Annotated in this window: 32 protein-coding genes and 1 tRNA gene; 22 read left to right on the forward strand and 11 right to left on the reverse strand. The window is 29.1% G+C overall.

All coding sequences use genetic code 11. The features are described from left to right. The first annotated feature begins 9 nt into the window (after window positions 1–9). The 3 genes from metG to CAMP5118_RS01940 all read left to right on the forward strand — a co-directional run bounded on the left by metG (window position 10) and on the right by CAMP5118_RS01940 (window position 3,644). Complete coding sequence (gene metG / locus CAMP5118_RS01930) at window positions 10–1,896, forward strand: methionine--tRNA ligase (protein ID WP_337216476.1); 1,887 nt, start codon at window positions 10–12, stop codon at window positions 1,894–1,896. Further along, window positions 1,897–2,838 carry a hypothetical protein gene (locus tag CAMP5118_RS01935; RefSeq protein ID WP_337216477.1) on the forward strand — a complete coding sequence of 314 codons (942 nt, stop codon included), beginning with the start codon at window positions 1,897–1,899 and terminating at the stop codon, window positions 2,836–2,838. It abuts the gene before it with no gap. 62 nt (window positions 2,839–2,900) lie between these two features. Then, complete coding sequence (locus CAMP5118_RS01940) at window positions 2,901–3,644, forward strand: substrate-binding domain-containing protein (protein WP_337216478.1); 744 nt, start codon at window positions 2,901–2,903, stop codon at window positions 3,642–3,644. A 43-nt stretch (window positions 3,645–3,687) separates the two neighbouring features. Here CAMP5118_RS01940 and CAMP5118_RS01945 read toward each other — a convergent pair whose 3' ends face one another. Together CAMP5118_RS01945 and queC are read right to left on the reverse strand one after the other, a co-directional pair. After that, window positions 3,688–4,260, reverse strand: a complete 573-nt coding sequence (locus tag CAMP5118_RS01945; RefSeq protein ID WP_337216479.1) for a YceI family protein — start codon at window positions 4,258–4,260, stop codon at window positions 3,688–3,690. A 62-nt stretch (window positions 4,261–4,322) separates the two neighbouring features. Beyond that, window positions 4,323–4,988: a 7-cyano-7-deazaguanine synthase QueC gene (queC, locus tag CAMP5118_RS01950; protein ID WP_337216480.1), complete on the reverse strand. Its 666-nt coding sequence runs from the start codon at window positions 4,986–4,988 to the stop codon at window positions 4,323–4,325. 52 nt (window positions 4,989–5,040) lie between these two features. Between queC and ybeY the strand changes: the two genes are divergently transcribed. Further along, window positions 5,041–5,454 (forward strand): rRNA maturation RNase YbeY, encoded by a 414-nt coding sequence (gene ybeY, locus CAMP5118_RS01955; RefSeq protein WP_337216481.1) that lies wholly within the window; start codon window positions 5,041–5,043, stop codon window positions 5,452–5,454. After that, entirely contained in the window at window positions 5,455–6,423 is a 969-nt protein-coding gene (locus CAMP5118_RS01960; protein ID WP_337216482.1) for a DUF3298 and DUF4163 domain-containing protein, read from the forward strand. A gap of 4 nt (window positions 6,424–6,427) precedes the next feature. Here CAMP5118_RS01960 and CAMP5118_RS01965 read toward each other — a convergent pair whose 3' ends face one another. After that, on the reverse strand, window positions 6,428–6,838 hold the full coding sequence (locus tag CAMP5118_RS01965) for a PepSY-like domain-containing protein (protein ID WP_263663340.1): 411 nt from the start codon (window positions 6,836–6,838) through the stop codon (window positions 6,428–6,430). Between the two features lie 114 nt (window positions 6,839–6,952). Here CAMP5118_RS01965 and CAMP5118_RS01970 point away from each other — a divergent pair, with 114 nt between their 5' ends. Together CAMP5118_RS01970 and CAMP5118_RS01975 are read left to right on the forward strand one after the other, a co-directional pair. After that, complete coding sequence (locus CAMP5118_RS01970; protein WP_337216483.1) at window positions 6,953–7,483, forward strand: rhomboid family intramembrane serine protease; 531 nt, start codon at window positions 6,953–6,955, stop codon at window positions 7,481–7,483. Continuing rightward, window positions 7,480–7,971: a SixA phosphatase family protein gene (locus CAMP5118_RS01975; protein ID WP_337216484.1), complete on the forward strand. Its 492-nt coding sequence runs from the start codon at window positions 7,480–7,482 to the stop codon at window positions 7,969–7,971. The genes CAMP5118_RS01970 and CAMP5118_RS01975 overlap by 4 nt, the downstream gene beginning before the upstream one ends. Window positions 7,972–8,392: 421 nt before the next feature. Here CAMP5118_RS01975 and CAMP5118_RS01980 read toward each other — a convergent pair whose 3' ends face one another. Then, window positions 8,393–8,590: a molybdenum cofactor biosynthesis protein gene (locus tag CAMP5118_RS01980; protein ID WP_263679393.1), complete on the reverse strand. Its 198-nt coding sequence runs from the start codon at window positions 8,588–8,590 to the stop codon at window positions 8,393–8,395. A gap of 95 nt (window positions 8,591–8,685) precedes the next feature. Here CAMP5118_RS01980 and CAMP5118_RS01985 point away from each other — a divergent pair, with 95 nt between their 5' ends. The 3 genes from CAMP5118_RS01985 to CAMP5118_RS01995 are packed head-to-tail and all read left to right on the forward strand — an operon-like array spanning window position 8,686 to window position 10,850. After that, window positions 8,686–9,369: an aspartate/glutamate racemase family protein gene (locus CAMP5118_RS01985; protein WP_337216485.1), complete on the forward strand. Its 684-nt coding sequence runs from the start codon at window positions 8,686–8,688 to the stop codon at window positions 9,367–9,369. Continuing rightward, entirely contained in the window at window positions 9,369–10,436 is a 1,068-nt protein-coding gene (locus CAMP5118_RS01990; protein WP_337216486.1) for a tyrosine-type recombinase/integrase, read from the forward strand. Before CAMP5118_RS01985 ends, CAMP5118_RS01990 begins: the two co-directional genes overlap by 1 nt. A 45-nt stretch (window positions 10,437–10,481) precedes the next feature. Next, on the forward strand, window positions 10,482–10,850 hold the full coding sequence (locus CAMP5118_RS01995) for a hypothetical protein (protein ID WP_337216487.1): 369 nt from the start codon (window positions 10,482–10,484) through the stop codon (window positions 10,848–10,850). 2 nt (window positions 10,851–10,852) lie between these two features. Here CAMP5118_RS01995 and CAMP5118_RS02000 read toward each other — a convergent pair whose 3' ends face one another. Continuing rightward, window positions 10,853–11,710, reverse strand: coding sequence for a DMT family transporter (locus CAMP5118_RS02000; protein WP_337216488.1), 858 nt, complete (start codon window positions 11,708–11,710; stop codon window positions 10,853–10,855). 86 nt (window positions 11,711–11,796) lie between these two features. On the opposite strand from CAMP5118_RS02000, the gene murA reads away from it, so the two are divergent. Both murA and CAMP5118_RS02010 read left to right on the forward strand, forming a co-directional pair. Further along, a complete protein-coding gene (gene murA, locus CAMP5118_RS02005; RefSeq protein WP_337216489.1) occupies window positions 11,797–13,053 on the forward strand; it encodes a UDP-N-acetylglucosamine 1-carboxyvinyltransferase in 1,257 nt (418 codons plus the stop codon). Continuing rightward, on the forward strand, window positions 13,050–14,210 hold the full coding sequence (locus CAMP5118_RS02010) for a molybdopterin molybdotransferase MoeA (protein ID WP_337216490.1): 1,161 nt from the start codon (window positions 13,050–13,052) through the stop codon (window positions 14,208–14,210). The genes murA and CAMP5118_RS02010 overlap by 4 nt, the downstream gene beginning before the upstream one ends. A 30-nt stretch (window positions 14,211–14,240) precedes the next feature. Here the strand turns inward: CAMP5118_RS02010 and CAMP5118_RS02015 are convergent, their stop codons facing one another. Next, entirely contained in the window at window positions 14,241–14,537 is a 297-nt protein-coding gene (locus CAMP5118_RS02015) for a hypothetical protein (RefSeq protein ID WP_337216491.1), read from the reverse strand. A gap of 107 nt (window positions 14,538–14,644) precedes the next feature. Between CAMP5118_RS02015 and CAMP5118_RS02020 the strand changes: the two genes are divergently transcribed. The 9 genes from CAMP5118_RS02020 (at window position 14,645) to murG (ending at window position 21,763) form a co-directional block, all read left to right on the forward strand. Further along, window positions 14,645–14,719 (forward strand) — tRNA-Gly (locus CAMP5118_RS02020). A 71-nt stretch (window positions 14,720–14,790) separates the two neighbouring features. Next, on the forward strand, window positions 14,791–15,459 hold the full coding sequence (gene flgA, locus CAMP5118_RS02025; RefSeq protein WP_087700599.1) for a flagellar basal body P-ring formation chaperone FlgA: 669 nt from the start codon (window positions 14,791–14,793) through the stop codon (window positions 15,457–15,459). Next, window positions 15,456–16,034 carry a UbiX family flavin prenyltransferase gene (locus CAMP5118_RS02030; RefSeq protein ID WP_337216492.1) on the forward strand — a complete coding sequence of 193 codons (579 nt, stop codon included), beginning with the start codon at window positions 15,456–15,458 and terminating at the stop codon, window positions 16,032–16,034. Before flgA ends, CAMP5118_RS02030 begins: the two co-directional genes overlap by 4 nt. Next, window positions 16,031–16,513 (forward strand): pantetheine-phosphate adenylyltransferase, encoded by a 483-nt coding sequence (gene coaD, locus CAMP5118_RS02035; protein WP_337216493.1) that lies wholly within the window; start codon window positions 16,031–16,033, stop codon window positions 16,511–16,513. The genes CAMP5118_RS02030 and coaD overlap by 4 nt, the downstream gene beginning before the upstream one ends. Beyond that, window positions 16,504–17,088, forward strand: a complete 585-nt coding sequence (gene tmk / locus CAMP5118_RS02040) for a dTMP kinase (RefSeq protein ID WP_337216494.1) — start codon at window positions 16,504–16,506, stop codon at window positions 17,086–17,088. The genes coaD and tmk overlap by 10 nt, the downstream gene beginning before the upstream one ends. Beyond that, the gene (gene hisS / locus CAMP5118_RS02045; RefSeq protein WP_337216495.1) at window positions 17,081–18,307 is read left to right on the forward strand and encodes a histidine--tRNA ligase; all 1,227 of its coding nucleotides are present in this window, start codon (window positions 17,081–17,083) and stop codon (window positions 18,305–18,307) included. Before tmk ends, hisS begins: the two co-directional genes overlap by 8 nt. Further along, window positions 18,304–20,133, forward strand: coding sequence for a biosynthetic arginine decarboxylase (gene speA, locus CAMP5118_RS02050; RefSeq protein WP_039628312.1), 1,830 nt, complete (start codon window positions 18,304–18,306; stop codon window positions 20,131–20,133). The genes hisS and speA overlap by 4 nt, the downstream gene beginning before the upstream one ends. Then, on the forward strand, window positions 20,130–20,735 hold the full coding sequence (gene cysE, locus CAMP5118_RS02055) for a serine O-acetyltransferase (RefSeq protein ID WP_337216496.1): 606 nt from the start codon (window positions 20,130–20,132) through the stop codon (window positions 20,733–20,735). The genes speA and cysE overlap by 4 nt, the downstream gene beginning before the upstream one ends. After that, window positions 20,732–21,763, forward strand: a complete 1,032-nt coding sequence (gene murG, locus CAMP5118_RS02060; protein WP_337216497.1) for an undecaprenyldiphospho-muramoylpentapeptide beta-N-acetylglucosaminyltransferase — start codon at window positions 20,732–20,734, stop codon at window positions 21,761–21,763. Before cysE ends, murG begins: the two co-directional genes overlap by 4 nt. Here murG and CAMP5118_RS02065 read toward each other — a convergent pair. Genes CAMP5118_RS02065 through CAMP5118_RS02085 form a run of 5 tightly spaced genes read right to left on the reverse strand, consistent with a single transcriptional unit; the run spans window position 21,756 to window position 24,997 of the window. Continuing rightward, window positions 21,756–22,373 (reverse strand): YggS family pyridoxal phosphate-dependent enzyme, encoded by a 618-nt coding sequence (locus tag CAMP5118_RS02065; RefSeq protein ID WP_337216498.1) that lies wholly within the window; start codon window positions 22,371–22,373, stop codon window positions 21,756–21,758. The genes murG and CAMP5118_RS02065 overlap by 8 nt on opposite strands. Before the next feature lie 6 nt (window positions 22,374–22,379). Further along, entirely contained in the window at window positions 22,380–23,627 is a 1,248-nt protein-coding gene (locus tag CAMP5118_RS02070; RefSeq protein WP_039641436.1) for an RNA polymerase factor sigma-54, read from the reverse strand. After that, complete coding sequence (gene lptB, locus CAMP5118_RS02075; protein ID WP_039618272.1) at window positions 23,627–24,352, reverse strand: LPS export ABC transporter ATP-binding protein; 726 nt, start codon at window positions 24,350–24,352, stop codon at window positions 23,627–23,629. Before lptB ends, CAMP5118_RS02070 begins: the two co-directional genes overlap by 1 nt. Beyond that, window positions 24,345–24,752 (reverse strand): tRNA (adenosine(37)-N6)-threonylcarbamoyltransferase complex ATPase subunit type 1 TsaE, encoded by a 408-nt coding sequence (gene tsaE, locus CAMP5118_RS02080; protein WP_133318901.1) that lies wholly within the window; start codon window positions 24,750–24,752, stop codon window positions 24,345–24,347. The genes lptB and tsaE overlap by 8 nt, the downstream gene beginning before the upstream one ends. Beyond that, complete coding sequence (locus tag CAMP5118_RS02085) at window positions 24,749–24,997, reverse strand: RNA-binding S4 domain-containing protein (RefSeq protein WP_039618276.1); 249 nt, start codon at window positions 24,995–24,997, stop codon at window positions 24,749–24,751. Before CAMP5118_RS02085 ends, tsaE begins: the two co-directional genes overlap by 4 nt. A 113-nt stretch (window positions 24,998–25,110) precedes the next feature. Here CAMP5118_RS02085 and CAMP5118_RS02090 point away from each other — a divergent pair, with 113 nt between their 5' ends. Further along, window positions 25,111–26,331, forward strand: a complete 1,221-nt coding sequence (locus CAMP5118_RS02090; protein WP_337216499.1) for an argininosuccinate synthase — start codon at window positions 25,111–25,113, stop codon at window positions 26,329–26,331. Window positions 26,332–26,337: the final 6 nt, after the last annotated feature.

Genomic DNA, 26,337 nt, shown 5'->3' on the forward strand with positions numbered 1-26,337 from the left:
AGGTTTAAAATGCGTTATATTACTACTCCGATATATTATGTAAACGATGTGGCTCATATTGGTCATGCTTACACTACGATTATAGCAGATACTTTGGCTAGATTTTATCGCTTGCAAGGAGAAAAAACATTCTTTTTAACAGGTACAGATGAACATGGCCAAAAGATAGAGCAAGCTGCTAGTGCTAGAAATTTTACCCCTAAAGAATATGCAGATGAAATTAGTGCTAAATTTAAAAAACTTTGGGATGAGTTTGAGATTTCTTATGATTATTTCATTAGAACTACAGATGAAAATCACAAATTAAGCGTACAAAAAGCATTTAAAAAAATGTTTGATAAAGGTGATATTTATAAAGGAACTTATGAAGGCTTTTATTGTGTTTCTTGTGAGAGCTATTTTACCCAAACTCAGCTTGTAAATGAGTGTCATTGTCCAGATTGTGGTAAAAAAACACAGCTTTTAAAAGAAGAAAGTTATTTTTTCAAGCTTTCTAAATATCAAGATCAAATTCTTAAATGGTATAAAGAAAAAGAGCCGATTTTACCTAAAAATAAGGCCAATGAATTAATCCACTTTGTAGAAGGTGGTTTAAAAGATCTTTCTATTACAAGAACGAGTTTTGAATGGGGTATAAAGCTTCCAAAAGAACTAAATGATGAAAAACATGTGGTATATGTTTGGCTTGATGCTTTGATGAATTATGTGAGTGCTTTGGGTTATGGACTTGATGATAAAAATATGGATCTATGGCCTGCTCATATTCATTTTGTAGGTAAAGATATCTTGCGTTTTCATGCGGTGTATTGGCCTGCGTTTTTGATGAGTTTAGAACTCCCTTTGCCTAAATTTGTAGCAGCGCATGGCTGGTGGACTAAAGATGGTGAAAAAATGAGCAAATCTAAAGGCAATGTAGTAGCACCTAAAGAAGTAGCAGATACTTTTGGTTTAGAAGCTTTTAGATATTTTTTACTCAGAGAAGTTCCTTTTGGCAATGATGGGGATTTTTCACAAAAAGCATTAATCACTAGAATCAATGCAGAATTAAGCAATGAGCTTGGAAATTTATTAAACAGAATTATCGGTATGAGTGCTAAGTATTCTCAAAATATTATTGATTGTAAAGATGTGAATTTGTATTTTAATCAAGAATTAAATGAATGTAAAGAGTATTTAGATAATGCAATCAATGCTTTAGAAAATATCCAGCCAAATCGCTATTTAGAAGAGCTTTTTAAGGCTTTATCTTTAGCAAATTTAAGTATTAGTAGGTATGAGCCTTGGAATTTAATTAAAAATGATCAAATGCAAAAAGCTAATGCCTTAGTAGCTTTATGTGCTAATATTTTAACAAAAGTTACTATTTTACTTTCAGCTGCTATGCCAAAAACAGCTTTAAAAATCGCCAAAGCTTTAAATTTTGAAATTTCAAACGAAAATTACCAAAAATTAATTTTAAACAACCAATTATGCAGTTTAAAATCAAGTGCATGTGAAGCTTTATTTCCAAAAGTTGAATTAACCCAAGAAAACAAAAAAGAAGAAAAAGTAGAAGAGAAGCCAAGTTTAGCTCAAATTAAAATTGATGATTTTAAAAAAATTGAAATTAAAGTAGCACTAGTAAAAGATTGTCAAAATATAGAAGGCAGTGAAAAGCTTTTAAAATTTCAACTTGAACTTGAAAATGGCGAACTAAGACAAGTGCTTTCGGGTATTGCTAAATTTTATAAAGCTAGTGAGTTAATAGGTAAGCAAGTTTGTGTCATTACCAATCTAAAAAAAGCTAAAATTTTTGGCCATGAAAGCCAAGGTATGATTTTAAGTGCAGAAAAAAATGGTAAATTAGTTTTAATTAGTCCACAAAGCTTTATCGAAAATGGAGCTTTAATAGGCTAGATGAATATTTCTAATTTTATTGAGCTTGTTAATGCTCAAGTTTTAAACTATGGAGCAACTTCTAGTGTTTATGATTTTAGTATAGATTTAAACAAAGTCAAACAAGCAAGTGTATTTTTTGCTAAGAATAATGAACAAGCTAGTTTTGCTATAAAACTTGGAGCTTATGTTATAGTAAGCGAGGAGAAATTAAATCTTGAAGATAAAGATGTGTTTTATCTTCAAGTTGATGATCTTGAAGAAGCTATTTTTAGGCTTTTTAGATTTTTATGTGAAGAAAAATCTTATGAATTTATATATTGCAATCATGTAGAATTAAAATTTGCAAAAGCCTTTAATTTTAAAGTCTTAAATTCAAATATTTTATTAGATTTTGATCTTTTAAAAAATTCTAAAGAAAAAACTTTCTTTTGTTCTGATGATGAAAAATTTATTTTAAAATTAAAATCAAATTTTCATACCTTAAAAGCTTGTAAATATGAAATTTTAGGCTCAAAATCTTTATTTCAAACGAGTTTGCTTTGTAAAAATTTGTATTTTAAAGATTTAAAATTTGCATTTTTTTATGCAGATATTTTTGCTAGTTTTATTGAATTTATAGAAAGTCAAAAATTACCCTTTAGTTTTAATGATAAAAAATTAGAACTTTTTAAAGCCTATTTTTTAAACTCAAAAAATGAAATTTGTGCTTTTGGATGTAGCTCTAGGGTGATTTTACTCGTGGAAAATGATGAGGATTTTGACTTTATAGCACAAAAACTTCAAGACACTAAGGGTTTTAAAACTGCATTAAAAAATTCTTTATTTTGTGATTTTTCTTATACAAATTTAAAAGAATTAAAAAATTTTATTGACTTTAGATATTGCTTGATAAAAGAAAACATAGAAGACTTTTTAGAATGTTTTTTTGTCTATGAAAAAAATATTAATTTATTTGATTAAAAAAATATATACTTTAAAAAGCTATATTTCTAATTTTATTTTATTAATTTAAAGGAAAAAATATGAAAAAATTTTTATTTTTAAGTTTATTTGCTGCAGCTGCATTGAATGCTGAAATTTTAGTTTATGGCCCAGGCGGTCCAGCTCCTGTTTTAAAAGAACTTGCTAAACAATTTGAAGCAAAAAGCGGAGAAAAAGTTATCGTTAATGCAGGGCCAACACCTAAATGGATCAAACAAGCTAAAATGGATGCTGATATCATTTATTCTGGTAACACATCTATGATGGATGGATTTGTTAAAGCTATGTCAAAACAAATCAAAATACAAGATGTTCAAGTTTTAAATGCTAGAGGTTCAGGTGTGATAGTAAGAGCTAATAACCCTAAAAAAATTAAAAAATTTGAAGACCTTTTAAAAGATGGTGTTAATGTTATGGTGGTTGATGGAGCAGGGCAGGTTGGCTTGTATGAAGATATGGCTTTAAAAACAGGAAAAATCGAAAACCTAGAAAAACTTAGAAAAAACATCAAAGTGTATGCTAAGAATTCAAAAGCAGCAGTTGATGAGTGGAAAAATAATCCAAATATCGATGCTTTAATCATTTGGACACATTGGATTAAAGCAGTTGGTGAGAAAGAAAATAAATTTATAAAAGCAGATAAAAACTCAATTATTTATAGAGCTGCTGAAATAGTACCAACACAAAAAGGTTTAAAAAATCCAAAAGTAGCTGAATTTATAGAATTTACACAAAGCAAAGAAGCGCAAAAAGTATGGGAAAAAGAAGGTTGGTTAGCTAAGTAAATTAAGTTAAAGCATTTTACTTTAATGTAAAATGCTTTTTAAATTATTTTTCGTTAATTTCTGCTTCTATATTTATTTGCACTTCATCACTAAGTGTCAAGCTAGAGGTATCTGGAGCAAATTTAAAATCACTTCTTTTAATTTGTCCTTGTAAAGTAAATCCTGCCTTTTCTTTACCACTATCTGTTTTAATAACCCCACCAATTTCAGTATCTAAAACAATATCTTTACTTACACCAGCAATATTTAAAGAGCCATACATCTTACCTTTTTCATTAGAAATTTTTTCATATTTGCTCATAGTAAAAGTGATGTTTGGGTGAGTTTTTGCTTTGAAAAAATCATCTTGTTGTAAATGAGCATCTCTTGCTTTATTTTCAGTATTTATAGAAGCAACTTTTACATTTGCTTGAAGTTTATTAAATTCAAATTTAGTACTATCAAAATCAACCACTGCATTATAGTCTTTAAAATTTCCATTTACATTGCTAATTTGTAAATGCTTGATTTTAAAAGCTACATTTGTATGAGCTTTATCTAGAATAAATTCTTTACTTAAGGCATTGCTTGCTAAAATTGAAGCAGCTAAAAATGAACCAAGTAGTATTTTTTTCATTAATTCTCCTTTTTTAATTTGTAAAATCTATTATACAAACAAAAATAAAATGAAAGTAAATTTTAAATGTATTCTATAAAATCTTTCACATTGGCTTCTTTAAAGCCTTTTAGTCTTAATAAACAACTATCACATTTGCCACAAGCTTTATCTTCTCTTTCATAGCAAGACCAAGTGTATTCTAAGGCTACCTTTTCTTTTAAGGCTAATTCAACTATTTGTCCTTTGCTTAGATGAACTAATGGGGTTTTAATTGTAATATTACAAGTTTTTGTTGTGCCTTCATTGATAAATTCACTTGCTTTTTGTATGAAATTTGCACTACAATCAGGATAACCACTACTATCTTCTTGCACTACTCCTATGAAAATACTTTCGCATTTTTCTTTTTCAGCTATGGCTCCTGCAATAGATAAAAAAATGCCATTTCTAAAAGGAACATAAGTATTTGGAACTTCTTTTTCGTGTAGCTTTTCTTTGGGAATTTCTAAATTTAAATCCGTTAAAGAATTACCACCAATATTTGCTATAAATGAAACATCTAAAATGTATTTTGTTTTTATATTAAGTTTTTCACAAATTCTATTAAAACATTCTCTTTCTTTAAGCATGGTGCGTTGATTGTAATCAAAATGTAAAGCAATAATTTCATATCCTTCTTTTTTGGCTAAATATGCACATAAAGTACTATCCATACCACCACTTATAATACAAAGAGCTTTTTTCATACTTTTCCTTAATTTTGATATAATTTGAAATTATAAAATCAAAAGGATAATAATGATTTTTTGCGAAGAAGAAATAGATATTTCTTTTCTTGAAAAAATTGCTCAAAAAATGAGTGATCAAAATATAGAACTTGTTTTGGTAGATGAAAAAACCATGCATGAAATTAATCTTAACCAAAGAGGAGTAGATAAAACTACAGATGTTTTGTCTTTTCCTTTAGTGCAAAATTGTGAAAATTTGATTGGTAGTATTGTGATAAATTTAGATGAAGTAAGTAAAAAAGCAATGGAATATAAACACAGCAATGAAGAAGAGATGGCATTGCTTTTTATACATGCTATGCTTCATTTGCAAGGTTATGATCATGAGGTAGATCAAGGACAAATGAGACAAAAAGAACAAGAATGGATTGAGTATTTTAAACTACCAAAAAGTTTAATTATAAGAACACAAGAAGGGGATTGAATGATTAAAAAAATAATATTAAATTTAGGTTTATGTGCGAGTTTATATGCATATAATGAAAATACATTTACATTAAATATTTTAGAAGGAAAGGAATTTGATATTCACTTATATAGTTCCATTAAAAGTAACACTAGTTATGGTTTTGTCCAAACAAAACAAAAACAATACAGTTTTTGGGGTAGTGCTAGGAATGATGAATATTATATAGATATAGCATATTTTGGAACTTGCGTTTTAAAAGATATGCATAAAAATAAATTTGATGCTTTATGCAAAATAGATGAAGTAAAAAAAGAATTTAGTTTTTTAGCCAGCAAGACAAATACGATGATTAATCAGCTATCACTTAAAGAACAAAAACAATTAGATGCTAATAAAACTATAGAATTTGACTTTAGTGAGGATATTTTAAAATCAACAAGTAAAAATGAAAAATTAAATAAAATTATTGATGACTTTAATGAGAATTTAGATAAAAATTCATTAAAACAAAAAGCAAAAGAAAGCTTTGAAAAATGGAGTAAAGAAAACATTTCTAGTAATGAGTTTTTTTCTCAAGCTTATATGTTTTACCAAGATGAGCATATTATCTCTTTAGGAAAAAATATTTATGAATATAAAGGTGGTGCTCATGGTATGACTAATTTTTTAAGAAAAACTTATAGTATTGATGATATGAAACTTATAATTATAAAAAATGAGTTAAAAATAGAAAGTGAAGATTTTCAGAATATGATTAAGCAAAAGATTTTAAGTTTATACAGTGAAAATGAATTATTTGATATTAAAGAACTTAAAATGAGTGAAATTTTTGAAGTAAGAAAAGATGGGTTAAATTTTATATGGGAACCTTATGAGATAGCTCCATATTCAACAGGAGCAGTTGAAGTTTTTATAAGTTTTGATGAATTAAAACCTTTTTGGAAGAAAAATTCAAAACTTGCTTATTTGAGTAAAATCAAATAAGCATTTAATCATCAAATTTTTGTCTTAAAATTGTTCCATTATCGTCTATGTAAAGCTTCATTTGATTGTTTAGTTTGATTTTATAATAAGAAATTTTTCTTTCTATTTCTATGATTGCTGTATTAGGGTAGATATTTTTGATGGTATTTTGTATTGTTAAAGGTAAAATCGCATAATTTAACGAGCTGAAATTTTCAGCCTCTTTAAATTCTCCATTAAGTGAAAACTCAATCTCACTTCCATCGCTTAAATAAATCTCATAAGAATAACCATCTTGTTCTACTAGGCCTATTTCTGCATTAAAATAATCTTTGATAAATTGTTTGATATTTACCGGTAAAGAATCAGGTGCTATAACTATACCTGCATTAAGGGTATTTAGAGTGATCAAAAAAGCAAAAGCTAGTTTTTTCATTTTTAACCTTATTTTATTTTTTGACGATATTGTATCTTATTAGTGTGAATTTTATGTGTAAGCTAGAATTTAAATAGCTTTTTGTTATAATTATTAAAAATACAAAGTAGGGTAATGATAGCTTCTTTTCTAATTGCTTTAAATATTGTGATATTTGTCTTTGTGAATTATCTTTATTTTGGATCCTTAAATTTAGATGCTATTTTAGGTTTAAATTTATTTTTCTTTCAAGGATTTTACTGGCAAATTCTAAGCTCAATGTTTATGCATGGAAATTGGCCTCATTTGATTTTAAATATGATAGTGCTTTTTCAATTTGGCTCTATGCTGGAAAAATACTTAAAAAGCTTTAAATTTGCTTTGCTTTATTTAATTGGTGGAATTCTTTGCTCTTTGCTTAGTGCTTTTTATGTGTATTTAAGCTTTGATGGCAGTTTTGTAAATGTAGTGGGTGCAAGTGGCGCTATATGTGTTTTAATGGGGTATTATGCATATTTGGATAAAACCGCCACTAAAGGACTTATCGTAGCTATATTATTAATGAGTTTTGTACCTGTTTTTATGGGTGTAAATATAGCTTGGTATGCACATATTTTTGGCTTTATATGCGGATATCTTTTGGGTAAATTTAAGGTTATAAAATGAAATATATCTATTTTATCCGTCATGCTAAGGCTCAAAAAGAAAACTATGAACAAGATTTACAACGAGAGCTTAGTTCTAGTGGAAAAGATGATTTAAAAACTATGATTTATAGGATTAAAGATTTAGAATTTAAAGCCCAAAGTATCATTTCAAGTCCTGCTAGGCGTTGTATAAAAACAGCGCAAAAACTCTGCAAAAGCTTTTCTTTAAAAGAAAAAGATATCAAGATAGAAAAAAACTTTTATGATGGTAATTTAGAAGATGTATTAAATTTTATAAAAGAATTAAAAGAGAGTAGGGTAGTGCTAATTATGCATAATCCTTTATTGCAAGAACTTTGTGAATATTTAGCTCATATAGATTTAGAAAACTTTCCAACTTCTGCTATTTTATGTATGCAATTTGATATAAAAGAATTTAAAGATATAAAAGAACACAGCGGGGAAGTTTTGTTTTTTGATTATCCTAAAAGTCAAGAAAATAACTAATCTACATTTTTAAACTTCAATTTTATTTAAGTAAAAATACAAACTAAAATTTAGTTGAAATAAAAAATATACATCTTTAGTCTTTCATAGCTACATAAAATAACTTATAATATTTTTCAAAAAATTATACTTATTTTTTTATGGATAAGTTATGTTCACTCAAAAATTAAAATGCTTTAAAATACTATAATATAGGTATTTTAAAATATATTTTACTTATGAAAGAACAGATAAATATAAAAGTTTGAAAATTATAGTTTTCAATACAAAATATATATAATTTCAAGATTTTACTATTTATCATATAATTTTACATATATATTAAGTTTAAGTTAAAATATTTTTATAGACTAAAAAAGCTAAAATGATGAGTAAAAAGGAAAATAAATATAAAAGTTTAGCTTGTATGGAATTTTTGGTTTTATTTGGATTTCTGGATTAATCTTGAAAGCTGTCTTGCTAAAAGTTTGGCACTATTTTCATCTTTGCTAAGTTTTTTCATATTTTCTCTAAATTCATAAAGTCTTTTTTCTTGTGCAAAGTCATTTGAAGTATTATTTTGTTTTGAGGTATTGCTTTGGTTTGCTTGCTTTTGCGCGGTTTTTTTCTTAAAAAACATATTATCACCCTATTTTGTTTTTATAATTATAGCTTGATATTTTTTAAGTAAGATTTTTTTATAATTTTTATATTAATTTTAAAGGAAAAAAAAGTTTGAAAACCATAGGTTTAATAGGTGGAATGAGTTATGAAAGCACACTTAGCTATTATGAAATAATCAATAAATTAACAAATGAAAAATTAGGAAAATTACACAGTGCTAAGATAGTTTTAACTAGCGTTGATTTTGAAGAAATAGAAGAATGTCAACGTAAGAATGATTGGCAAAAAGCAAGTGAAATTTTAACCCAACATGCCCTACTTTTGCAAAAATGCGGAGTTGATTTTATATTAATTTGTACTAATACTATGCATAAATGTTATGAAAATATACAAAAAAACATTCAAATTCCTATCTTACATATAGCTAAAGCTATGCTTTTAGAGCTTCAAGAGCAAAATATAAATAAAGTATTATTGTTAGGGACAAAATACACTATGCAAGAAGATTTTTATAAACAACTTTTAATTAACTCAAAGATCGAAGTTTTTATTCCCAAAAATGATGATATTTTAAAGCTTAATGATATTATTTTTAATGAGCTTTGTAAAGGTATTATAAGTGAAGAATCGAAAAGATATTTGTGTGATTTGATTACTCAATTTCCGGAGGTTCAAGGAGTAATTTTGGGTTGTACTGAACTTGGTTTAATTGTAAAAGAAAGCTCTAAAAAGCTATTTGATAGCGTATATATTCATGCAAAAATGGCTACTTTGAAAGCCTTGGAGAATGAGTGATGAAATATCCTCTAGATTATGAAGAAAATTTTGAAAAATCCTTTTTGTTTTGGCTTTGTAGATATGTGAAATTTAAGCTTAATTCTTTATCAAATAAGGAATTAAAAGACCCTCAAGCTTTGGCTGTAGTAAATTTAGCCTTAAGTAAGGGTGTTAAAAATATACAAGAGCTTGATGCTTATGTAAAAAAAGCAAGAAATGCAGGACTTAGCGGTGTAAATACGTATTTTAATCCTTTGAAAAAACTTTATGAGTATTTGTTATTTTACAAGCTTTATTCACTAAAACAAATCGATGAAGAGCTTTTAGTGGAAATTTTAGCAAGTATTAGCGCTTCTTTATCTGATGCGAGTAAAAAAAATTATCGCATAGCCGTGATTAATTTTTTTGCATTTTTAGATAAACAAAATGAAGAAGATCAAAAGGCGCATATTTTTGATATTAATCTTAAAAATTGGGCGGGTATAAGTGGTTCTAAAGGAGTTAAACTGCCTGAATATATGAACGAAGATGAAGTGAGTAAATTTTTAGATGCTATTGATAATACAGATTTTAAAAGCAACACTATACGCAATCGTTTGATTATTAAAATCATCATTTTTACAGGAATTAGGGTTAGCGAGGCTATTAATATAAAATTAAAAGACATTAGCGAAGAAAATGATCTTTATATCATACGTATTAGAGCTAAAGGCAATAAATACCGCGTTGTGATGATTAAAAAAGAGCTTATAGAACATCTTTTAAAAGATGTAAGGGTAAATTATCTTTCTTGTGATGGACTTTTATTTGTCAATCGCAATGGCAAAGCCTTAACCCAAGCTTATGTTTCGCGTATAGTAGAACAAATTTTATTTAAAGCAGGAATTCGCAAGCAAAAAAACGGAGCTCATATGCTAAGACACACTTTTGCTACCCTACTTTATAAAAAACAAAAAGATTTAGTTTTAGTCCAAGAAGCACTAGGCCATGCAAGTTTAAATACTTCAAGAATTTACACACACTTTGACAATGAAAAGTTAAAATTGGCTGCAGAAGTAGCTAAAAAACTTCACGATAGAACTTAAATTTTTATAAAAAAATCCGATATATCCTTAAAGAAAGGATATATCATGCAAATAAATGATTATGCTAGTAAAATTAATCCTTATATTTTAAACACTCAAAAGGAAGAAAAAGAAAGTAAAGAGAATAAGAATTTTATAGAATTTAAGTTTACACAAGGTGTGAAAGAGCTTGAAAAAAGTGTTAAAGATAATCAAAATAACAGTGAATCTGAAGATCAATTAAGCAAGCTTTATAGCGAGTTAGCTAAGATACAAGCTAAAATTGCAGAATTAAATGCAAAATTACAATCAAGTCAAGATCCGCAAAAAGCTCAAATGATTAATTCTCAAATTCAAAGTTTAAATACACAAATGCAAAGTATATATGGCCAAATCATGCAAATACTTTCTCAAGCTATGCAAAGTATGCAGTGATTTTAATGTTTTTTGGCATTTAAAAACACACTAAGAATGATCAAAGCAAAAGCAAAAAGATCAATCACACTATAAATAGTTCCTAAAAATAAAAAACTCATAAAAGCAGCAGCCACAGGTTCTATACAAGCTATCATACTAGCTTTAAAAGCTCCTATTAATTCAACTCCTTTTAAGTATAAACAAAAAGCCCCTATTGTGCCTATAAATACAATCGCGCTCATAGCCAAAAAGGAATTTAAAGAAAAATCATGTTTTGGGATATTTCCTTGTAATAATACAAAAAGCAAAAAAGAAGCAAATAAACTAGCCAAACCCATGATTAAAAATAAGCCATATTTTGCTATGATAAGCCTAGCACTCAAAGAATAAAACGCTACTCCAAGAGCTCCAAAAAAAGCCCAAATAACACCTCTTATATCAAGTTTTAAGTTGTTAATATCTCCATTTGTTATAAGTAAAAATAAGGCAAAAAGTATTAAAAACAAAGCGATTAGTTCTATTTTTTTAGGTAAAATTTTATTTTTAAAACACATAAAAAGCATTATGATTAATGGTGCGTTGTATTGTATCATCGTGGCGGTTCCTGCATCGGTATAATAAATAGCCTTAAAATAACCATATTGAGTTATCAATAAACCAAAGATAGAAAAAATCAAAAGAGAGCTAAGTTCTTGTTTTTGCTTTAGTAGTTTTAATTTGAAATTTTTTGCACCCAAAATTATTAAAATAATGCCTGTAAAAAGCAAACGATAAAAACTCACCCATTCAGCAGAATAATGATTTTTAAACAAATACTCAGCCAAAACTCCACTTACAGCCCAAAATATCCCACCAAGTATGACTAGAAAAACTCCCAAAAAATACCTTTAATCTTATTAATTTATATAATATTTGTAGTAAAATATTATTATATCATTAAATGTATGTATTTTAAGGAAAATTAATGACTTATTTAGAGATTGATGGTGTTGAAAAATTAAACGGAGAAGTGATAATAAGCGGTGCAAAAAATGCAGCACTTCCTTTGATAGCTTCAAGTATTTTAGCTAAAAATGAAGTGCAAATTTCAAATTTACCAAATGTAGCAGATATTTGTACCCTACTTTCTTTGCTTGAAAATTTAGGAGCAAATTATACTTTTAAAGACAATTTTGCAAAAATAAATACAAAACATTTAAATAAAACCATAGCAAAATATGACATCGTGCGTAAAATGCGTGCTTCTATACTTACCTTAGGGCCTTTACTAGCTAGATTTGGAAATTGCGAAGTTTCTTTACCGGGAGGTTGTGCTATAGGCCAACGCCCTATTGATTTACACCTTTTAGCTTTAGAAAAAATGGGGGCTAATATTGAGATCAAGCAAGGTTATGTGGTAGCTAGCGGAAAGCTTAAGGGTGCTGATGTGATGTTTGATAAAATCACTGTTACGGGTAGTGAAAATATCATCATGGCAGCAGCCCTAGCTCATGGTAAAACTAGACTTTTAAATGTTGCTAAAGAGCCTGAAGTGGTGCAACTTTGTGAGGTTTTAGCTAGGGCTGGGCTTGATATACAAGGCATAGGATCTTCTGAGCTTGAAATTTATGGTACAAGTGGAGAACTTTTAGAATTTAAACCTTTTGAAATCATTCCTGATCGTATTGAAGCAGGAACTTATCTGTGTGCAGGAGCTATCACTAACTCAAAAATCACTCTAAGAAAAGTCAATGCAAGCCATCTTAGTGTAGTTTTAGCAAAGCTAGAGCAAATGGGTTTTAGCTTTGATATTAATGAAGATAGTATTAGTATAAATCCTGCCAAAGAAATCAAGCCAGTTGAAATTTTAACTAGCGAATATCCAGGCTTTCCAACGGATATGCAAGCACAATTTATGGCTTTAGCTTTAAAAGCAAATGGTACAAGTATTATTGATGAGAGATTATTTGAAAATCGTTTTATGCATGTAAGTGAGCTTTTAAGAATGGGAGCTGATATAAGATTAAACGGGCATATTGCTACTATAAATGGCACTAAAGAGCTTTTGGGAGCTGATGTTATGGCTACTGATTTGCGTGCATCTTCTGCTTTGATTTTAGCGGCTTTAGCAGCTAAAGGCACAAGCAAAATTCATAGAATTTATCATCTTGATAGAGGGTATGAAAATTTAGAAGAAAAATTTAAAAAACTAGGCGCAAGTATAAGAAGGCTTGAAGAATGAGAGATATTTTTGCAACTTTAGATTTTTTAAAAGAACAAATCAAAGCAAAAAATGAATTTCAAAAAGTAAATTTGACACAGGCTTTGGGGCGTATTTTGTATGAAGATGTTTTTGTGAAAAAAAACCTACCCGCTTTTGATAATTCTGCCCTAGATGGTTATGCATTAAATTATACACATAAGAATGAATTGCTAGAAATAAAAGGAAGCATTTTAGCAGGCGATAAAAATGATTATATTATAGAAAAAAATGAATGCTATAAGATTATGACAGGAGCTAAAATTCCTCAAAATGCAAACACCATTTTAATGTTTGAAGAAGCTTTGTTTGAAGATGAAAAGCTCAATGCTAAAAACGCTAAAGAAAACAATGCCATCCGCTTTAAAGGCGAGGAAGCAAAGCTTGGAGAGCTTTTGTTTAAAAAGGGACAAAAAATCACTTCAGGTATGGTAGCTATGCTTGCTGCTCAAGGAATTTATGAGCTAAAAGTCGTTAAGAAAATGCGTATTGGAATTTTTTCAAGTGGAGATGAGCTTGTAGAACCTTGGGAAAATGCTGATGAATACAGCATATATAATGCAAATGCTTTTGGTATTTATGCTATTTTGCAAGATTATGCTGATGTTGAGTATTTAGGACTTATAAAAGATGATTTAAATGCATATAAAAAGCTTTTAGAAAATAAAGAATTTGATATACTTATAAGCAGTGGTGGAGCTAGCGTGGGTGAGGCTGATTTTATCAAACAAGCTTTACTTGAGTGTGATTTTAACCCTATTTTTGAAAAAGTCAATGCTAAACTTTGCAAGCATGTAAAACTTTTTAGCAAAAGCGATATGCTTTTTCTAGCCCTACCAGGAAATCCTTTAGCCTCTTTAGTTTCAACACATATTTTTGCAAAAAATATACTCAATTTACTTTATGGTAAAGAACTTTTGGAATTTGATAAAGCAAGATTGACTAAAGATTTAAATTTCAAAGGCCAAAGAAATGATTTTGCTTTTGGAAAATTAGTCGATGGGTATTTTAAACCAAGTGAAGCTAAATTTGGCTCAGGTATGCTAAAACCTTTATGTGAAAACACGCATATTTTAATCACGCAAATTGATGACATAAAATTAGCAAAAGATCAAGAAGTTAAAGTTTTAAAAATTTAATAGGGTATTACACTACCCTATTTTGAATGATTAACTTCTTGCTTTATCTAAGGTTTTAAAAAGATTATTTAAGATATTTTCTTCATTTTTTTGGTATTTGCTTTGGCGTAATTTCTCCCAAGCATATACGCTATAATCTTTAGAAATCGAACCTATATTTAAATCTGTATTACTAAAAGCATTGTTGCTATCTTTTTTATACTCTTTTTCTTCTTTGTCTTTAAGTGCATTAAGTGTAGCTTGAAATTCATCTAAAGATGTGTTTTTTTCTTTGATTTTTGTCATATTATTTAGGGCTAGCGGACTATTTTTATCATTTACTTGCATGAGAACTCCTTTTAAAATTTAATAACTATAAGCAAAAAACATTCCTTAATTTTAAAAACTTGACAATAAAATAAAGTTTTGATAGAATCACACTCTACTTTCAAAATGCGGGAATAGCTCAGGGGTAGAGCACAACCTTGCCAAGGTTGGGGTCGCGAGTTCGAATCTCGTTTCCCGCTCCACTTCTTTTAACTAAAATCAAACTTTTTTAATGTATTATACGATTAATATATTTTTATAAAAGGTCGCTGTATTGTTTTTTAAGCAAATCATTCTAGTTTTATTTTTCTATACTTTAAGTTTTGCTTCAAATTTTGATGAAGTAAAATTAGCTTTGATTAAAGAATTTAAGACAAATTATCCGCAACTAGAAATCATTTCTTTAGATCTTAACACTCAATCAAGTTTGCCTGCTGATTTTAATCAATATATTTTTTTAAAGCTGGGTAATCATAATTTTGATAGAGCAGATGGTTTTGTAAAGGCTGAATTTAAAACTCCAGAGCAGTTTAAAAAAAATATATTTTTTAAGTATTTTTTAAAGGCAAAATTAGAAGTTTTACAAACCACACGCCCTATTGCGCGCAATGAAAATTTAAGTCCTGCTAGTTTTAAAATTTTAAAAATTCCTTTTGATAAAGCTCCTCAAGGTGTATTAAAAAAAGATGAAATCGCAAATTTAATAGCCAAAAGCAATATAAGAGAAAATATGATTTTAAAATATAATATGTTTAAAACCAAAACCCTTATACAAAGAAATGATTCTGTTTATGGGGTTATCAAAGATGGGGATTTAAGCATGATAATAGAATTAAAAGCCTTGCAAAGCGGGAATTTAAACCAAAGAATTCGCCTTAAAAATAAAGATGGAAAAGTCGTGCATGGTAAAGTCATTAGTAAAAATTATGTGGAGCTAAAATGAGAAAAATTTTAGTAGGTATTAGCGGGGCTAGTTCTTGTGAACTTGGTTTTTTATTGTTAAAACATTTAAAAGAAAAAGGGCAAATTTATGCCATTATAAGTAAAAATGCAAAAATAAGCTTTGCAAAAGAAAATTCTCTTTTAGAAAATATAGACTTTTTGCAACACGTAAAAGATAAATTTGAACTTGAACATGTAAATTTTTTAGATAATGAAGATATTAGTCAATGCGTTGCAAGTGGATCTTTCGGCATAGAAACGACTTTTATCGCACCTTGCTCTATTAACACTTTAGCAAAAATTACTTGTGGTATAAATGATACTTTACTTACAAGAGCTGCAGGAGTGGCTTTAAAAGAACGCAAAAAACTCATACTTGGAGTAAGGGAAATGCCCTATTCTACTTTAAATTTAGAACAAATGACTAAACTTTCTAGCTATGGAGTTATCATCGCTCCTCCTGTAATGGCAAGTTATGCTAAGATTGATAATTTAGAAAAATTATATGAATTTATCATAGGAAAATGGCTTGATCTAGCAAATATTGAGCATAATTTATACCAAAGGTGGCAATGATGGCTAGTTGTATATACCCAGGGACATTTGATCCTATCACTAATGGACATTTAGATGTTATCGTTCGAGCTAGTAAGATGTTTGAAGAAGTAATCGTTGCCATAGCTAAAAGTGAGAGTAAAAAGCCTATGTTTAGCTTAGAACATAGAGAAAAAATGGTAAAAATTGCTACAAAAGACTTAAAAAATGTTAAAATTACAACTTTTGATAACTTACTAGTAGATCTTGCTAAAAATTTGCAAATAAATATCATTATAAGAGGCTTAAGAGCGGTGAGTGATTTTGAGTATGAATTACAACTTGGTTATGCAAATCACATGCTTTGGGAAGATTTTGAAACTATATATCTTATGCCAAATTTAAAAAATTCTTTTATTTCAAGCTCTATAGTAAGATCAATTTGTATGCATAATGGCGATGTGAGTAAGCTTGTGCCAAAAGAAATTATACCTTTATTAAAGGAGAAAGATTGTATATAGCTTTTGAAGGGGTTGATTGTGTGGGTAAAAGCACGCAAATAGAGCTTTTGAAAAAATATTTTCATAATGCATTTTTTACTAAAGAACCAGGTGGAAGTGAGCTTGGGGTGCATTTGAGAAAAATTTTATTAGAAAGTAAAATGCAATTTTCTAAAAAGGCTGAGCTTTTGCTTTTTTTAGCAGATAGAGCAAATTTAATCGACATGCATTTAGCACAAAATAAAAGCAAACTTATCATTTCAGATCGTAGTTTTATTTCTAATATGGCTTATGCAAGATGTGATTTTGATCAAAATACTTTATTTGAGTTAAACTCTTTTGCCACAGGTGGAGTTTTTCCACAAAAGGTTGTATTTTTGCATGGTTCTAAAGAGCTTATCGCACAAAGACTTTCTAAAAAAGATCTAGATAGTATTGAAAAAAGAGGGATTGGGTATTTTTTAAATATACAAAATGCCCTAGAAGAAACTTTAGAGTTTTTAAAAACTAAAATAGATATAAAAATTTTAAAATTAGATGCTTCTTTGAGTATTGAAAATTTACATGAAAAGATTAAGGAATTTATAGATGATTAATGCTTTAAAAGGAATGAAAGATTTACAAGATGACCAAGCTATTCTTTATGAAAGAGTAGTTAAAACTTGTGAAGAAGTAGCTAAAAACTATGGTTTTACTTTTATTAATTGTCCGCATTTAGAACTTACTAAGCTTTTTAAAAGAAGTGTTGGGGAAAGCTCTGATATAGTTGGCAAAGAAATGTATGAATTTGTTGATAAAGCAGGCAATGATGTGTGCTTAAGGCCTGAAGGGACAGCTGGAGTGGTAAGATCATACATAGAAGCTAAAATGGATAAGGCTCAAAGTGTTAAAAGATGGTTTTATCATGGCTCTATGTTTCGCTATGAAAGACCACAAAAAGGAAGATTGCGTGAATTTCATCAATTTGGTGTAGAAAGCTTTGGTATAGCAAGTGTGTATGAGGATGCGAGTATTATTTTAATGCTAAATGAAATTTTTAAACGCTTAGAAATTCACACAAGTTTGAAGATTAATTCTTTAGGCTGTAAAGAATGTATGGGTGTATATAAAGAAAAACTCATAGCTTTTTTAAATTCTAAAGAAGGTTTTTGCGAAGATTGCTTAAGAAGAAAAGACTTAAATCCTATTAGAGTGCTTGATTGTAAAAATGATCATTGTCAAAGTTTAATCGAAAATGCGCCAAAACTAAGTGAAAATTTATGCTCATGTTGCAAGAAAGATTATGAAAAATTACAAAAACTTTTAAAAGAAAATAATGTTGAATTTGAATGTGATGAAAAATTAGTGCGTGGGCTTGATTATTATTCTAAAAGTGCATTTGAGTTTGTTAGCGATGAAATCGGTGCAAAGGCTGCTGTGGCAGGTGGTGGAAGATATGATAGATTGATTGAATACTTAGATGGTAAAAGTGGCTATGGCGTGGGTTTTGCTATGGGTATAGAAAGGATTATGGCTATTTTAGAGCAAAAACAAAGCGTAAAATCAAGAGAAGGAATTTATCTTTGTGCTATGGATGAAGCTTATATAGATACTATTTTTAAATTAGCAAATACTCTAAGAAAAAAACATAAGGTATATTTAAGTTATGAAGCAAAAAAACTTGCAAGGCATTTAAACCAAGCAGATAATGCTAATGCTAAAATCTTTTTGTGTATAGGTGAAGATGAAATGCAAAAAGAAGAGATTTTTTATAAAAATTTAGATAGTAAAGAAAATAAAAATATAAAATTAGCAAATTTGGAGAATGAGTTATGATTGATTATGGTATTAATATTTGGGGTGCAAATAATTTTATCATCGAAAATGGCAAAGTATGTGTAAATCATGGTAAAAAACCTGCCATTATAGATATAGTAAATACTTTGCGTGATGATGGTTATAAGGGGCCATTATTGCTTCGTTTTCCTCATTTAATCCATAAGCAAATTGAGCAAATTTATAATAAATTTGCCAAAGCAAAAAAAGAATTTAACTATAAAGGTTCTTTTAATGCTGTGTATCCTTTAAAAGTCAATCAATATCCAGGTTTTGTAAAAAATTTAGTTAATCTAGGTAAAGAATACAACTATGGCTTAGAAGCAGGAAGTAAGGCTGAGCTTTTACTAGCTATGGCTTATAATAATGAAGGTGCACCTATAACGGTTAATGGTTTTAAAGATAAAGAACTCATAAATATGGGCTTTATAGCGTGTGAAATGGGTCATAATATCACTTTAACTATGGAAGGGCTTAATGAGCTTGAAGCAATGATTGAAATTGCTAAAAATCGTTTTAAGCCAAAGCCAAATATAGGCTTAAGGGTGCGTTTGCATTCAGCTGGAGTAGGAATTTGGGCAAAAAGTGGTGGTATAAATTCAAAGTTTGGTTTAACATCTACTGAGCTTATTGAAGCGGTAAATCTTTTAAAAGCTAATAAGCTTTTAGATCAATTTACTATGATACATTTTCATTTAGGTTCACAAATTACTGAAATTCATCCTTTGAAAAAAGCTTTAAATGAAGCGGGTAATATCTACACTGAGCTTAGAAAAATGGGTGCAAAAAATTTAAAAGCTATTAATCTTGGCGGGGGTTTAGCAGTAGAATACTCTCAGTTTAAAAACGAAACAAGCAGAAATTACACCTTAAGTGAGTATGCAAACGATGTTGTGTTTATTTTAAAAAGCATAGCAGAACAAAAAAAAGATTTAGAGCCTGATATTTTTATAGAAAGCGGGCGTTTTGTAGCGGCTAATCATGCTGTTTTAGTAGCGCCTGTTTTAGAGCTTTTTTCTCAAGAATACACAGAAAGTAAACTTTTATTAAAAGATAAAAATCCAAAACTTATTGATGAACTTTATGATTTGTATAAAAATATTAAAGCCTCTAATGCACTTGAGTATTTACATGATAGTATTGATCATATGGAGAGTATTTTAACCTTGTTTGATTTGGGTTATGTAGATTTACAAGATCGCTCAAATAGTGAAATTTTAGTACATTTGATTATGAGAAAAGCTATTTCTTTAGTGGGTGATCAAGCTGATTTGTCGAGTTTGCAAAATGAAGTACAAGAAAAATATTTAGTGAATTTTTCAGTATTTCAGTCTTTACCTGATTTTTGGGGTTTGGAGCAAAATTTCCCTATCATGCCACTTGATAGACTCAATAAAAAACCTACAAGAAGTGCAAGCATATGGGATATAACTTGTGATAGTGATGGAGAAATTTCTTATTCTAAAGATAATCCTTTGTTTTTACATGATATTGATGTAGAAGCTGAAGATTATTTTTTAGGATTTTTCCTAGTGGGAGCTTATCAAGAAGTGCTTGGTATGAAGCATAATCTTTTTACACATCCAACCGAAGCTTGTATAAGTATTAATGAAAAGGGTTTTGAAGTAGAAAGCGTACTAGAGGCTCAATCTATTTTAGATACCTTAGAAGATCTTGATTATGATATTCATGCAATTATGGATAATATTAATGAAAAAATTTATGCTTCAAAACTTGTTAATGAAAATCAAAAAAAGCATATTTTGGGTGAAATTTATTTATTTTTAAATGATAATGGATATTTAAAAAGCATAGGCTCTAAATGAGTATTTTTAAACTAATCAAAGAAGATTTTTCTATGCCAAAGCAAAAAGATCCTGCATATAGATCTTGCGTGGAATTAGTTTTTAATTATCCTGGTGTTTGGGCTGTGGTAAATTATCGCTTTGCGCATTTTTTTTACCAAAAAGGTTTTAAAAAAATTGCAAGGATTATTAGTGGAATTTCTCAGTTTCTTACTGGAGTTGATTTACACCCTGGGGCACATTTAGGTAGAAGGATATTTATAGATCATGCAAGTGGGGTTGTGATTGGTGAGACTTCTATTATAGGTGATGATGTTTTGATTTATCAAGGTGTTACTTTGGGTGGAACGAGTTTAGATAAAAATACCAAAAGACACCCCACTATAGAAGATGGTGTGATTATAGGTTCTGGTGCTAAAATTTTAGGCAATATTACTATAGGTAAAAATGCCAAAATAGGCTCAAATGCAGTTGTATTAAAAGATGTTGGGCCAAATTTAACAGCTATTGGCATACCTGCTTATATTAAAGAACATGGTAAGATTGGTTATGAAGAAAAAATCGCTAAATTAGAAGCAAGACTTGCTATTTTGGAAGAAAAGCTAAATAAAGAGGATAAATGATAGCAATTACAGGTGGAGGCACAGGAGGACATTTAGCTATAGCTAGATGTTTATTGCAAAGTGCAAGAAAACAAGGTATAGAATGCATTTACATAGGAAGTGAAAATGGCCAAGATAGACTTTGGTTTGAAAATGAAAATGGTTTTTATAAAAAATACTTTCTAAGTTCCCAAGGCGTTGTTAATAAAAAAGGTTTGGCTAAGGTTCAATCGTTTTTGCATATTATAAAACTTGCAAGAAAAACAAAACAAATTTTAAAAGAACATAATATTAAAGTAGTTTTTAGTGTGGGTGGATATAGCAGTGCTCCAGGCGCTTTTGGTGCTTTAATGGCAAATATCCCACTTTTAATCCATGAGCAAAATTCAAAAATGGGAAGTTTAAATTCACTTTTAAAGCCTTTTTCTAAAGCTTTTTTTACTGCTTTTGATGATCAAGTTAATAAAGCAAATACTTTCTTTTGTCCTTATCCTATTAGTGAAATTTTTTCACAAAAAGCAAGAGTGAGAAAAGAATTAAAAAATATTATTTTTCTTGGTGGATCTCAAGGGGCTAAATTTATAAACGATCTTGCCTTAGAAAATGCTTTATACTTTAAAGAAAAAGATATAAATATCATTCACCAATGTGGTAAGAATGATTATGAAAGATGTAAAAAAGCTTATGAGGATTTAAATGTTAATGTAGAGCTTTTTGACTTTGATAAAAACATTATAGATAAAATTTCTAAAGCAGATTTAGCCATATCAAGATCAGGTGCAAGTAGTCTTTTTGAGCTTAGTGCAAATTTACTTCCTTGTATTTTTATTCCTTATCCATATGCGGCTAAAAATCATCAGTATTTTAATGCATTGTATTTAAAAGAGCGTAATTTATGTGAAATTTTAACCCAAGAAGAAAAACATCAATTTTTAAATTTGGTAGAAAATTTCTCACTAGAAGAAAAATCTTTAGCCTTGCAAGAGTTAAAAAGTGAAAATGGTGCAGATTTTATGATAGAAAAAGCAAAACAAATGGGGTTTATTTAAATAAAATACTCCCCAAACGCACCATATTTGAACCACATTTTATAGCTAGTTCAAAATCCCCACTCATACCCATAGAGCAAATTTTTGCCCCGTGTTTTTGTAAATTTTCATAGATTTTAAAAGTTTGCTCAAAACTTTCTTGAACTTTTTCCTCATCCATAGAACCTATACACATAATGCCTATAAGGTTTAAATTTTTACACTCTTCTTGTATTTGCAAATACTCTTCTATGGCCTTATTTTGCTCTATGCCACTTTTAGAACTTTCATTGGCAGTATTTATTTCTAATAAAGTATCTAATTTATAATCAAGTCTTTTATCTACAGCTTTGGCACTTTTTAAGCCATTGCAAGATTGCCAAAGTAACGGGTTTTGTTTGATTAAAAGGTTGATTTTATTACTTTGAAGATTACCTATAAAATGCCACTTGATTTCTAAATTTTGAAGTTTTTCTTTTTTTAAAGCTAAAGCCTGGACTTGATTTTCTCCAAACTCTACAACACCTTGCTTAAAAAGCTCTCGAATTTGTTCATCTTGAACATACTTACTAGCTGCTACTAAACGTACATTTTGTTTTATGGTTTTTTCAAAAATACTTTCTAAATTCATCTTTTCCTACATTAATTCATATAATTTTTTACGCTCACTTGAGCTTCCTATGCCAAGTTGCATACGATATTTAGTGATAGTCCTACGCCCTAGTTGCACACTTGGGAATTCTTTTTGAGTGAGTTCAAGAATTTTCAAATCACTCAAAGGCTTTTTAGGATTTTCCTTTTTAATTAAATTACTAAGAAAATCTTTAATAGTTGCATTAGAAGTTTCACCATCATCAACTGCAGTGGTAAAGAAAGATTTTAAAGGTATCAAGCCTCTATCACAACTTAAGTATTTATTTGCAATTGCCCTTGAGATGGTAGAAGCATTTCTTTCAAGATCTTGTGCTAAGTCTTTAAGCTGCATAGGTTTGATATCCCCACCCATGAAAAAATCATATTGATATTCTATAATCATAAGCCCTAGTTTATAAAGGGTAGCTTTACGCATGGCTAGTGCATCGATTAAATTTTTAGCATCTTTTAAATAAGCACTTAAAAACTCATGATCTAAACCATCTGCTTCAAAAGCAATTTCAGGGTAATAATCATCATTGATTTTAATTTTAATTTCACCATTTTCTTGATAAATAAATATATCAGGAATGATTTCCATACTCTCTTCAAAATACTCTAAAAAAGGTGGAATAGAGATTTTTTTAATTATCGCTATAGCCTTTTTATACAAAGGATCTTTGATAAAATCTTTTGCATTTTCTAAATTTAAAATTAGCATTTTGCAAAACTCATAAAGCTCATCATCTAAGTCAAAATGCTCTAATGCAAAAATAAAAGCTTCTTGATTGTCTTTTGCCCCTACTCCAACGGGATCAAGGTATTTAAATCTTTGCCTGATTTTTTCTACTTCTAAAGGATCAAATTCACCTAAAATTTCCTCATCATACTCAAAATAACCTTCATGATTTAAACATTCTATGATTTTTTCAGCAATGGTTTGGGATTTTTTAGTAGGAAAAAATGGTGGTATGATTTGCTCGCTTAAAAGTTCATACACATTTTTTACTTCCAAGCTTTTTGCATCAATCATTTGTGTTGTGGTGTTTTTGCTAAAATATTCTTGATAATATTTGTTTTGATTGTTTGTAATACTTGAGTTTTCTTTGATCTCTATAAAAGGATTTTCTTTAGCAAATTCATCTAAGCTTTCTTTTAGATCTTCAATGTTAGCTTGCAATATAGGAAGCCAAGATCTTAAGGTTTGTGATAGTTTTGCTTTTTGTGTTATAGAGGTTTTTTGTTTAAGCATTATTCAAGTCTAAACTCACTTCCAAGATAGTATTTTTTAACATCTTCATTATGCGCAATTTCATTAGCATTGCCACTAGCTAGCAACCTTCCACTTCTAATCACATAAGCTCTATCGCAAATTGCTAGAGTTTCTCTTACATTATGATCGGTGATTAAAACACCTATATTCATAGCTTTTAAGTCATTAATCAAGCTTTGAATTTCACTCACTGCGATAGGATCGACCCCAGCAAATGGTTCATCAAGAAGTAAAAATTTAGGATCACACATAAGCGATCTTGCGATTTCACAACGCCTTCTTTCACCCCCACTTAAACTCATACCTTTTCTGTGTCTAATAGGTTCTATACTAAGCAATTCTAGCATTTGTTCTATCTTTTGTTCTAATAAATTTTTATCCTTATATATTACTTGGGCGGCTAAAAGTAAATTTTCTTCTACGCTTAAGTCTTTAAAAACACTACTTTCTTGAGGTAAATACCCAATGCCAAGCTTTGCTCTTTTATTAAGCGGTTCTTTTGTGATATCTTGTGAGTCTAAAAACACCTGTCCACTTGTTGGCAAAATAAGCCCACATATCATATAAAAACTTGTAGTTTTTCCTGCTCCATTAGGCCCTAAAAGCCCCACAACTTCCCCACTTTGTACTTCTAGTGAAACATCGTGTATGATTTTAGTTTTTTTAATGATTTTTTCTAAATTTCTAGCTTCTAGCTTACTCATGTATTATATACTTTCTTTTATTTTCATAAGGAATGATTTGTAAAATTATATTAAAAATTTGATATTTATCTAAGTATTTTTTTAATTTTTCATCACCCCATTCTACCAAATGCAAACCTTCTTCAAAAAAATTTTCAATCAAGCCATTTTTTAAAAGTCCATCAAAACCTTCTTGATAAATATCATAATGATACATTTTACCTTGTTGAAAATCATACTCTTGCATGATAGAAAATGTAGGAGAATTAAGCGTTTTTTCTACTCCAAGAAATTGAGCATAATTTTGCACCAAAGTAGTTTTTCCACTTGCTAAATCCCCTTGAAGTAAAATAACTCCATTTTTAGGTAAAATTTCACAAAGCTTATAAAGCTCATTTTGACTTAAAATCATTTCTTTCATTGAATTTTTACCACATATTTTTCTTGCATAGCTTTTGGTATGCTTTTGGTTGTTGGTATGTCTAAAACTTTATAGATATTAGTATATTCTATAAATTTAATGCTTATTTCATCGCCAATTTTTACTTCTTTACTAGCTTTAACCACTTGATTGTTTATACTTACTACACCACTTTTACACATATCTTCTGAAATAGCACGACGCTTAGTAATATTAACTACATTTAAAAACTTATCTATTCTCATAAAAATATTTTATCAAAAAATACAAGAAAATGTTATAAAATGTCTAAATATTTTACATTATATTAAACTAAATTCGTTAAATTTTAAAATTATTTTTACAAAGAGGAAAGACAATGAAAAAAGATATCAAAAAAGTGGTTTTAGCATATTCTGGTGGACTTGATACAAGTATAATTTTAAAATGGTTACAAGATGAGTATAAATGTGAAGTGGTAACTTTCACAGCAGATATTGGACAAGGTGAAGAGCTTGAGCCTGCTAGAAAAAAAGCACTTTCTTTGGGTGTAAAAGAAGAAAATATTTTTATTCAAGATTTAAAAGATGAATTTGTAAAAGATTATGTATTTTCTATGTTTAAAGCAAATGCTATTTATGAGGGAGAATATTTACTAGGTACAAGTATAGCAAGACCTTTGATAGCAAAAGCTTTAGTAGAAATAGCAAATAAAACAAAAGCAGATGCTATTAGCCATGGGGCAACAGGTAAAGGAAATGATCAAGTGCGTTTTGAATTAGGTGCTTTGGCGCTAAATCCAAATTTAGCCATCATTGCTCCTTGGAGAGAATGGGATTTAAATAGCCGTGAAAAACTCTTAGCTTATGCACAAAAACATGGTATTGATATAGCTAAAAAACCAGGTAAGTCACCTTATTCTATGGATGCAAATTTATTGCATATTTCTTATGAGGGTTTAGTGCTTGAAGATCCTGCGGCTAAACCTGAAGCAGATATGTGGCGTTGGGTGAAAGATTTAAAAGAAACTCCAAATGAAAGCGAAGCGATAGAGCTTGAGTTTAGTAAAGGTGATTTGTGTGCTATTAATGGAGAAAAAATGACTCCTGCACAGCTTTTAGCAAAACTTAACGAACTTGGTGCAAAACATGGTATAGGTCGTCTTGATATTGTTGAAAATCGCTATGTGGGTATGAAAAGTAGAGGTTGCTATGAAACTCCAGGTGGAAGTATACTTTTAAAAGCACACCGAGCTATTGAAAGTATCACTCTTGATAGAGAAGCAGCGCATTTAAAAGATGAATTAATGCCAAAATATGCAAGTTTAATTTATAATGGCTATTGGTTCTCACCTGAAAGATTAATGCTTCAAGCCTTAATTGATGAGTCACAAAAATATGTAAATGGCAAAGTTAAACTTGAATTATATAAAGGTAATGTAATGGTAATAGGCAGAGAAAGTGCGAATGATAGTTTATTTAGTGAGGCTTATTGCACTTTTGAAGAAGATGCTGTGTATGATCAAAAAGATGCAGCAGGTTTTATAAGATTAAATGCTTTAAGATTTATCATCGCAGGTAAAAATGGAAGAAAATTTTAAAAAAGG

This window comes from Campylobacter sp. LMG 7929 (assembly GCF_024723595.1).
GTDB lineage: Bacteria > Campylobacterota > Campylobacteria > Campylobacterales > Campylobacteraceae > Campylobacter_D.

Excerpts from the sequence above, each read along its gene's own strand:
- metG (WP_337216476.1), top strand. The coding sequence starts at position 10 with ATGCGTTATATTACTACTCCGATATATTATGTAAACGATGTGGCTCAT.
- CAMP5118_RS01935 (WP_337216477.1), top strand. The coding sequence starts at position 1,897 with ATGAATATTTCTAATTTTATTGAGCTTGTTAATGCTCAAGTTTTAAAC.
- CAMP5118_RS01940 (WP_337216478.1), top strand. The coding sequence starts at position 2,901 with ATGAAAAAATTTTTATTTTTAAGTTTATTTGCTGCAGCTGCATTGAAT.
- CAMP5118_RS01945 (WP_337216479.1), bottom strand. The coding sequence starts at position 4,260 with ATGAAAAAAATACTACTTGGTTCATTTTTAGCTGCTTCAATTTTAGCA.
- queC (WP_337216480.1), bottom strand. The coding sequence starts at position 4,988 with ATGAAAAAAGCTCTTTGTATTATAAGTGGTGGTATGGATAGTACTTTA.
- ybeY (WP_337216481.1), top strand. The coding sequence starts at position 5,041 with ATGATTTTTTGCGAAGAAGAAATAGATATTTCTTTTCTTGAAAAAATT.
- CAMP5118_RS01960 (WP_337216482.1), top strand. The coding sequence starts at position 5,455 with ATGATTAAAAAAATAATATTAAATTTAGGTTTATGTGCGAGTTTATAT.
- CAMP5118_RS01965 (WP_263663340.1), bottom strand. The coding sequence starts at position 6,838 with ATGAAAAAACTAGCTTTTGCTTTTTTGATCACTCTAAATACCCTTAAT.
- CAMP5118_RS01970 (WP_337216483.1), top strand. The coding sequence starts at position 6,953 with ATGATAGCTTCTTTTCTAATTGCTTTAAATATTGTGATATTTGTCTTT.
- CAMP5118_RS01975 (WP_337216484.1), top strand. The coding sequence starts at position 7,480 with ATGAAATATATCTATTTTATCCGTCATGCTAAGGCTCAAAAAGAAAAC.
- CAMP5118_RS01980 (WP_263679393.1), bottom strand. The coding sequence starts at position 8,590 with ATGTTTTTTAAGAAAAAAACCGCGCAAAAGCAAGCAAACCAAAGCAAT.
- CAMP5118_RS01990 (WP_337216486.1), top strand. The coding sequence starts at position 9,369 with ATGAAATATCCTCTAGATTATGAAGAAAATTTTGAAAAATCCTTTTTG.
- CAMP5118_RS01995 (WP_337216487.1), top strand. The coding sequence starts at position 10,482 with ATGCAAATAAATGATTATGCTAGTAAAATTAATCCTTATATTTTAAAC.
- murA (WP_337216489.1), top strand. The coding sequence starts at position 11,797 with ATGACTTATTTAGAGATTGATGGTGTTGAAAAATTAAACGGAGAAGTG.
- CAMP5118_RS02010 (WP_337216490.1), top strand. The coding sequence starts at position 13,050 with ATGAGAGATATTTTTGCAACTTTAGATTTTTTAAAAGAACAAATCAAA.
- CAMP5118_RS02015 (WP_337216491.1), bottom strand. The coding sequence starts at position 14,537 with ATGCAAGTAAATGATAAAAATAGTCCGCTAGCCCTAAATAATATGACA.
- CAMP5118_RS02030 (WP_337216492.1), top strand. The coding sequence starts at position 15,456 with ATGAGAAAAATTTTAGTAGGTATTAGCGGGGCTAGTTCTTGTGAACTT.
- coaD (WP_337216493.1), top strand. The coding sequence starts at position 16,031 with ATGATGGCTAGTTGTATATACCCAGGGACATTTGATCCTATCACTAAT.
- hisS (WP_337216495.1), top strand. The coding sequence starts at position 17,081 with ATGATTAATGCTTTAAAAGGAATGAAAGATTTACAAGATGACCAAGCT.
- speA (WP_039628312.1), top strand. The coding sequence starts at position 18,304 with ATGATTGATTATGGTATTAATATTTGGGGTGCAAATAATTTTATCATC.
- cysE (WP_337216496.1), top strand. The coding sequence starts at position 20,130 with ATGAGTATTTTTAAACTAATCAAAGAAGATTTTTCTATGCCAAAGCAA.
- murG (WP_337216497.1), top strand. The coding sequence starts at position 20,732 with ATGATAGCAATTACAGGTGGAGGCACAGGAGGACATTTAGCTATAGCT.
- CAMP5118_RS02065 (WP_337216498.1), bottom strand. The coding sequence starts at position 22,373 with ATGAATTTAGAAAGTATTTTTGAAAAAACCATAAAACAAAATGTACGT.
- CAMP5118_RS02070 (WP_039641436.1), bottom strand. The coding sequence starts at position 23,627 with ATGCTTAAACAAAAAACCTCTATAACACAAAAAGCAAAACTATCACAA.
- lptB (WP_039618272.1), bottom strand. The coding sequence starts at position 24,352 with ATGAGTAAGCTAGAAGCTAGAAATTTAGAAAAAATCATTAAAAAAACT.
- tsaE (WP_133318901.1), bottom strand. The coding sequence starts at position 24,752 with ATGAAAGAAATGATTTTAAGTCAAAATGAGCTTTATAAGCTTTGTGAA.
- CAMP5118_RS02085 (WP_039618276.1), bottom strand. The coding sequence starts at position 24,997 with ATGAGAATAGATAAGTTTTTAAATGTAGTTAATATTACTAAGCGTCGT.
- CAMP5118_RS02090 (WP_337216499.1), top strand. The coding sequence starts at position 25,111 with ATGAAAAAAGATATCAAAAAAGTGGTTTTAGCATATTCTGGTGGACTT.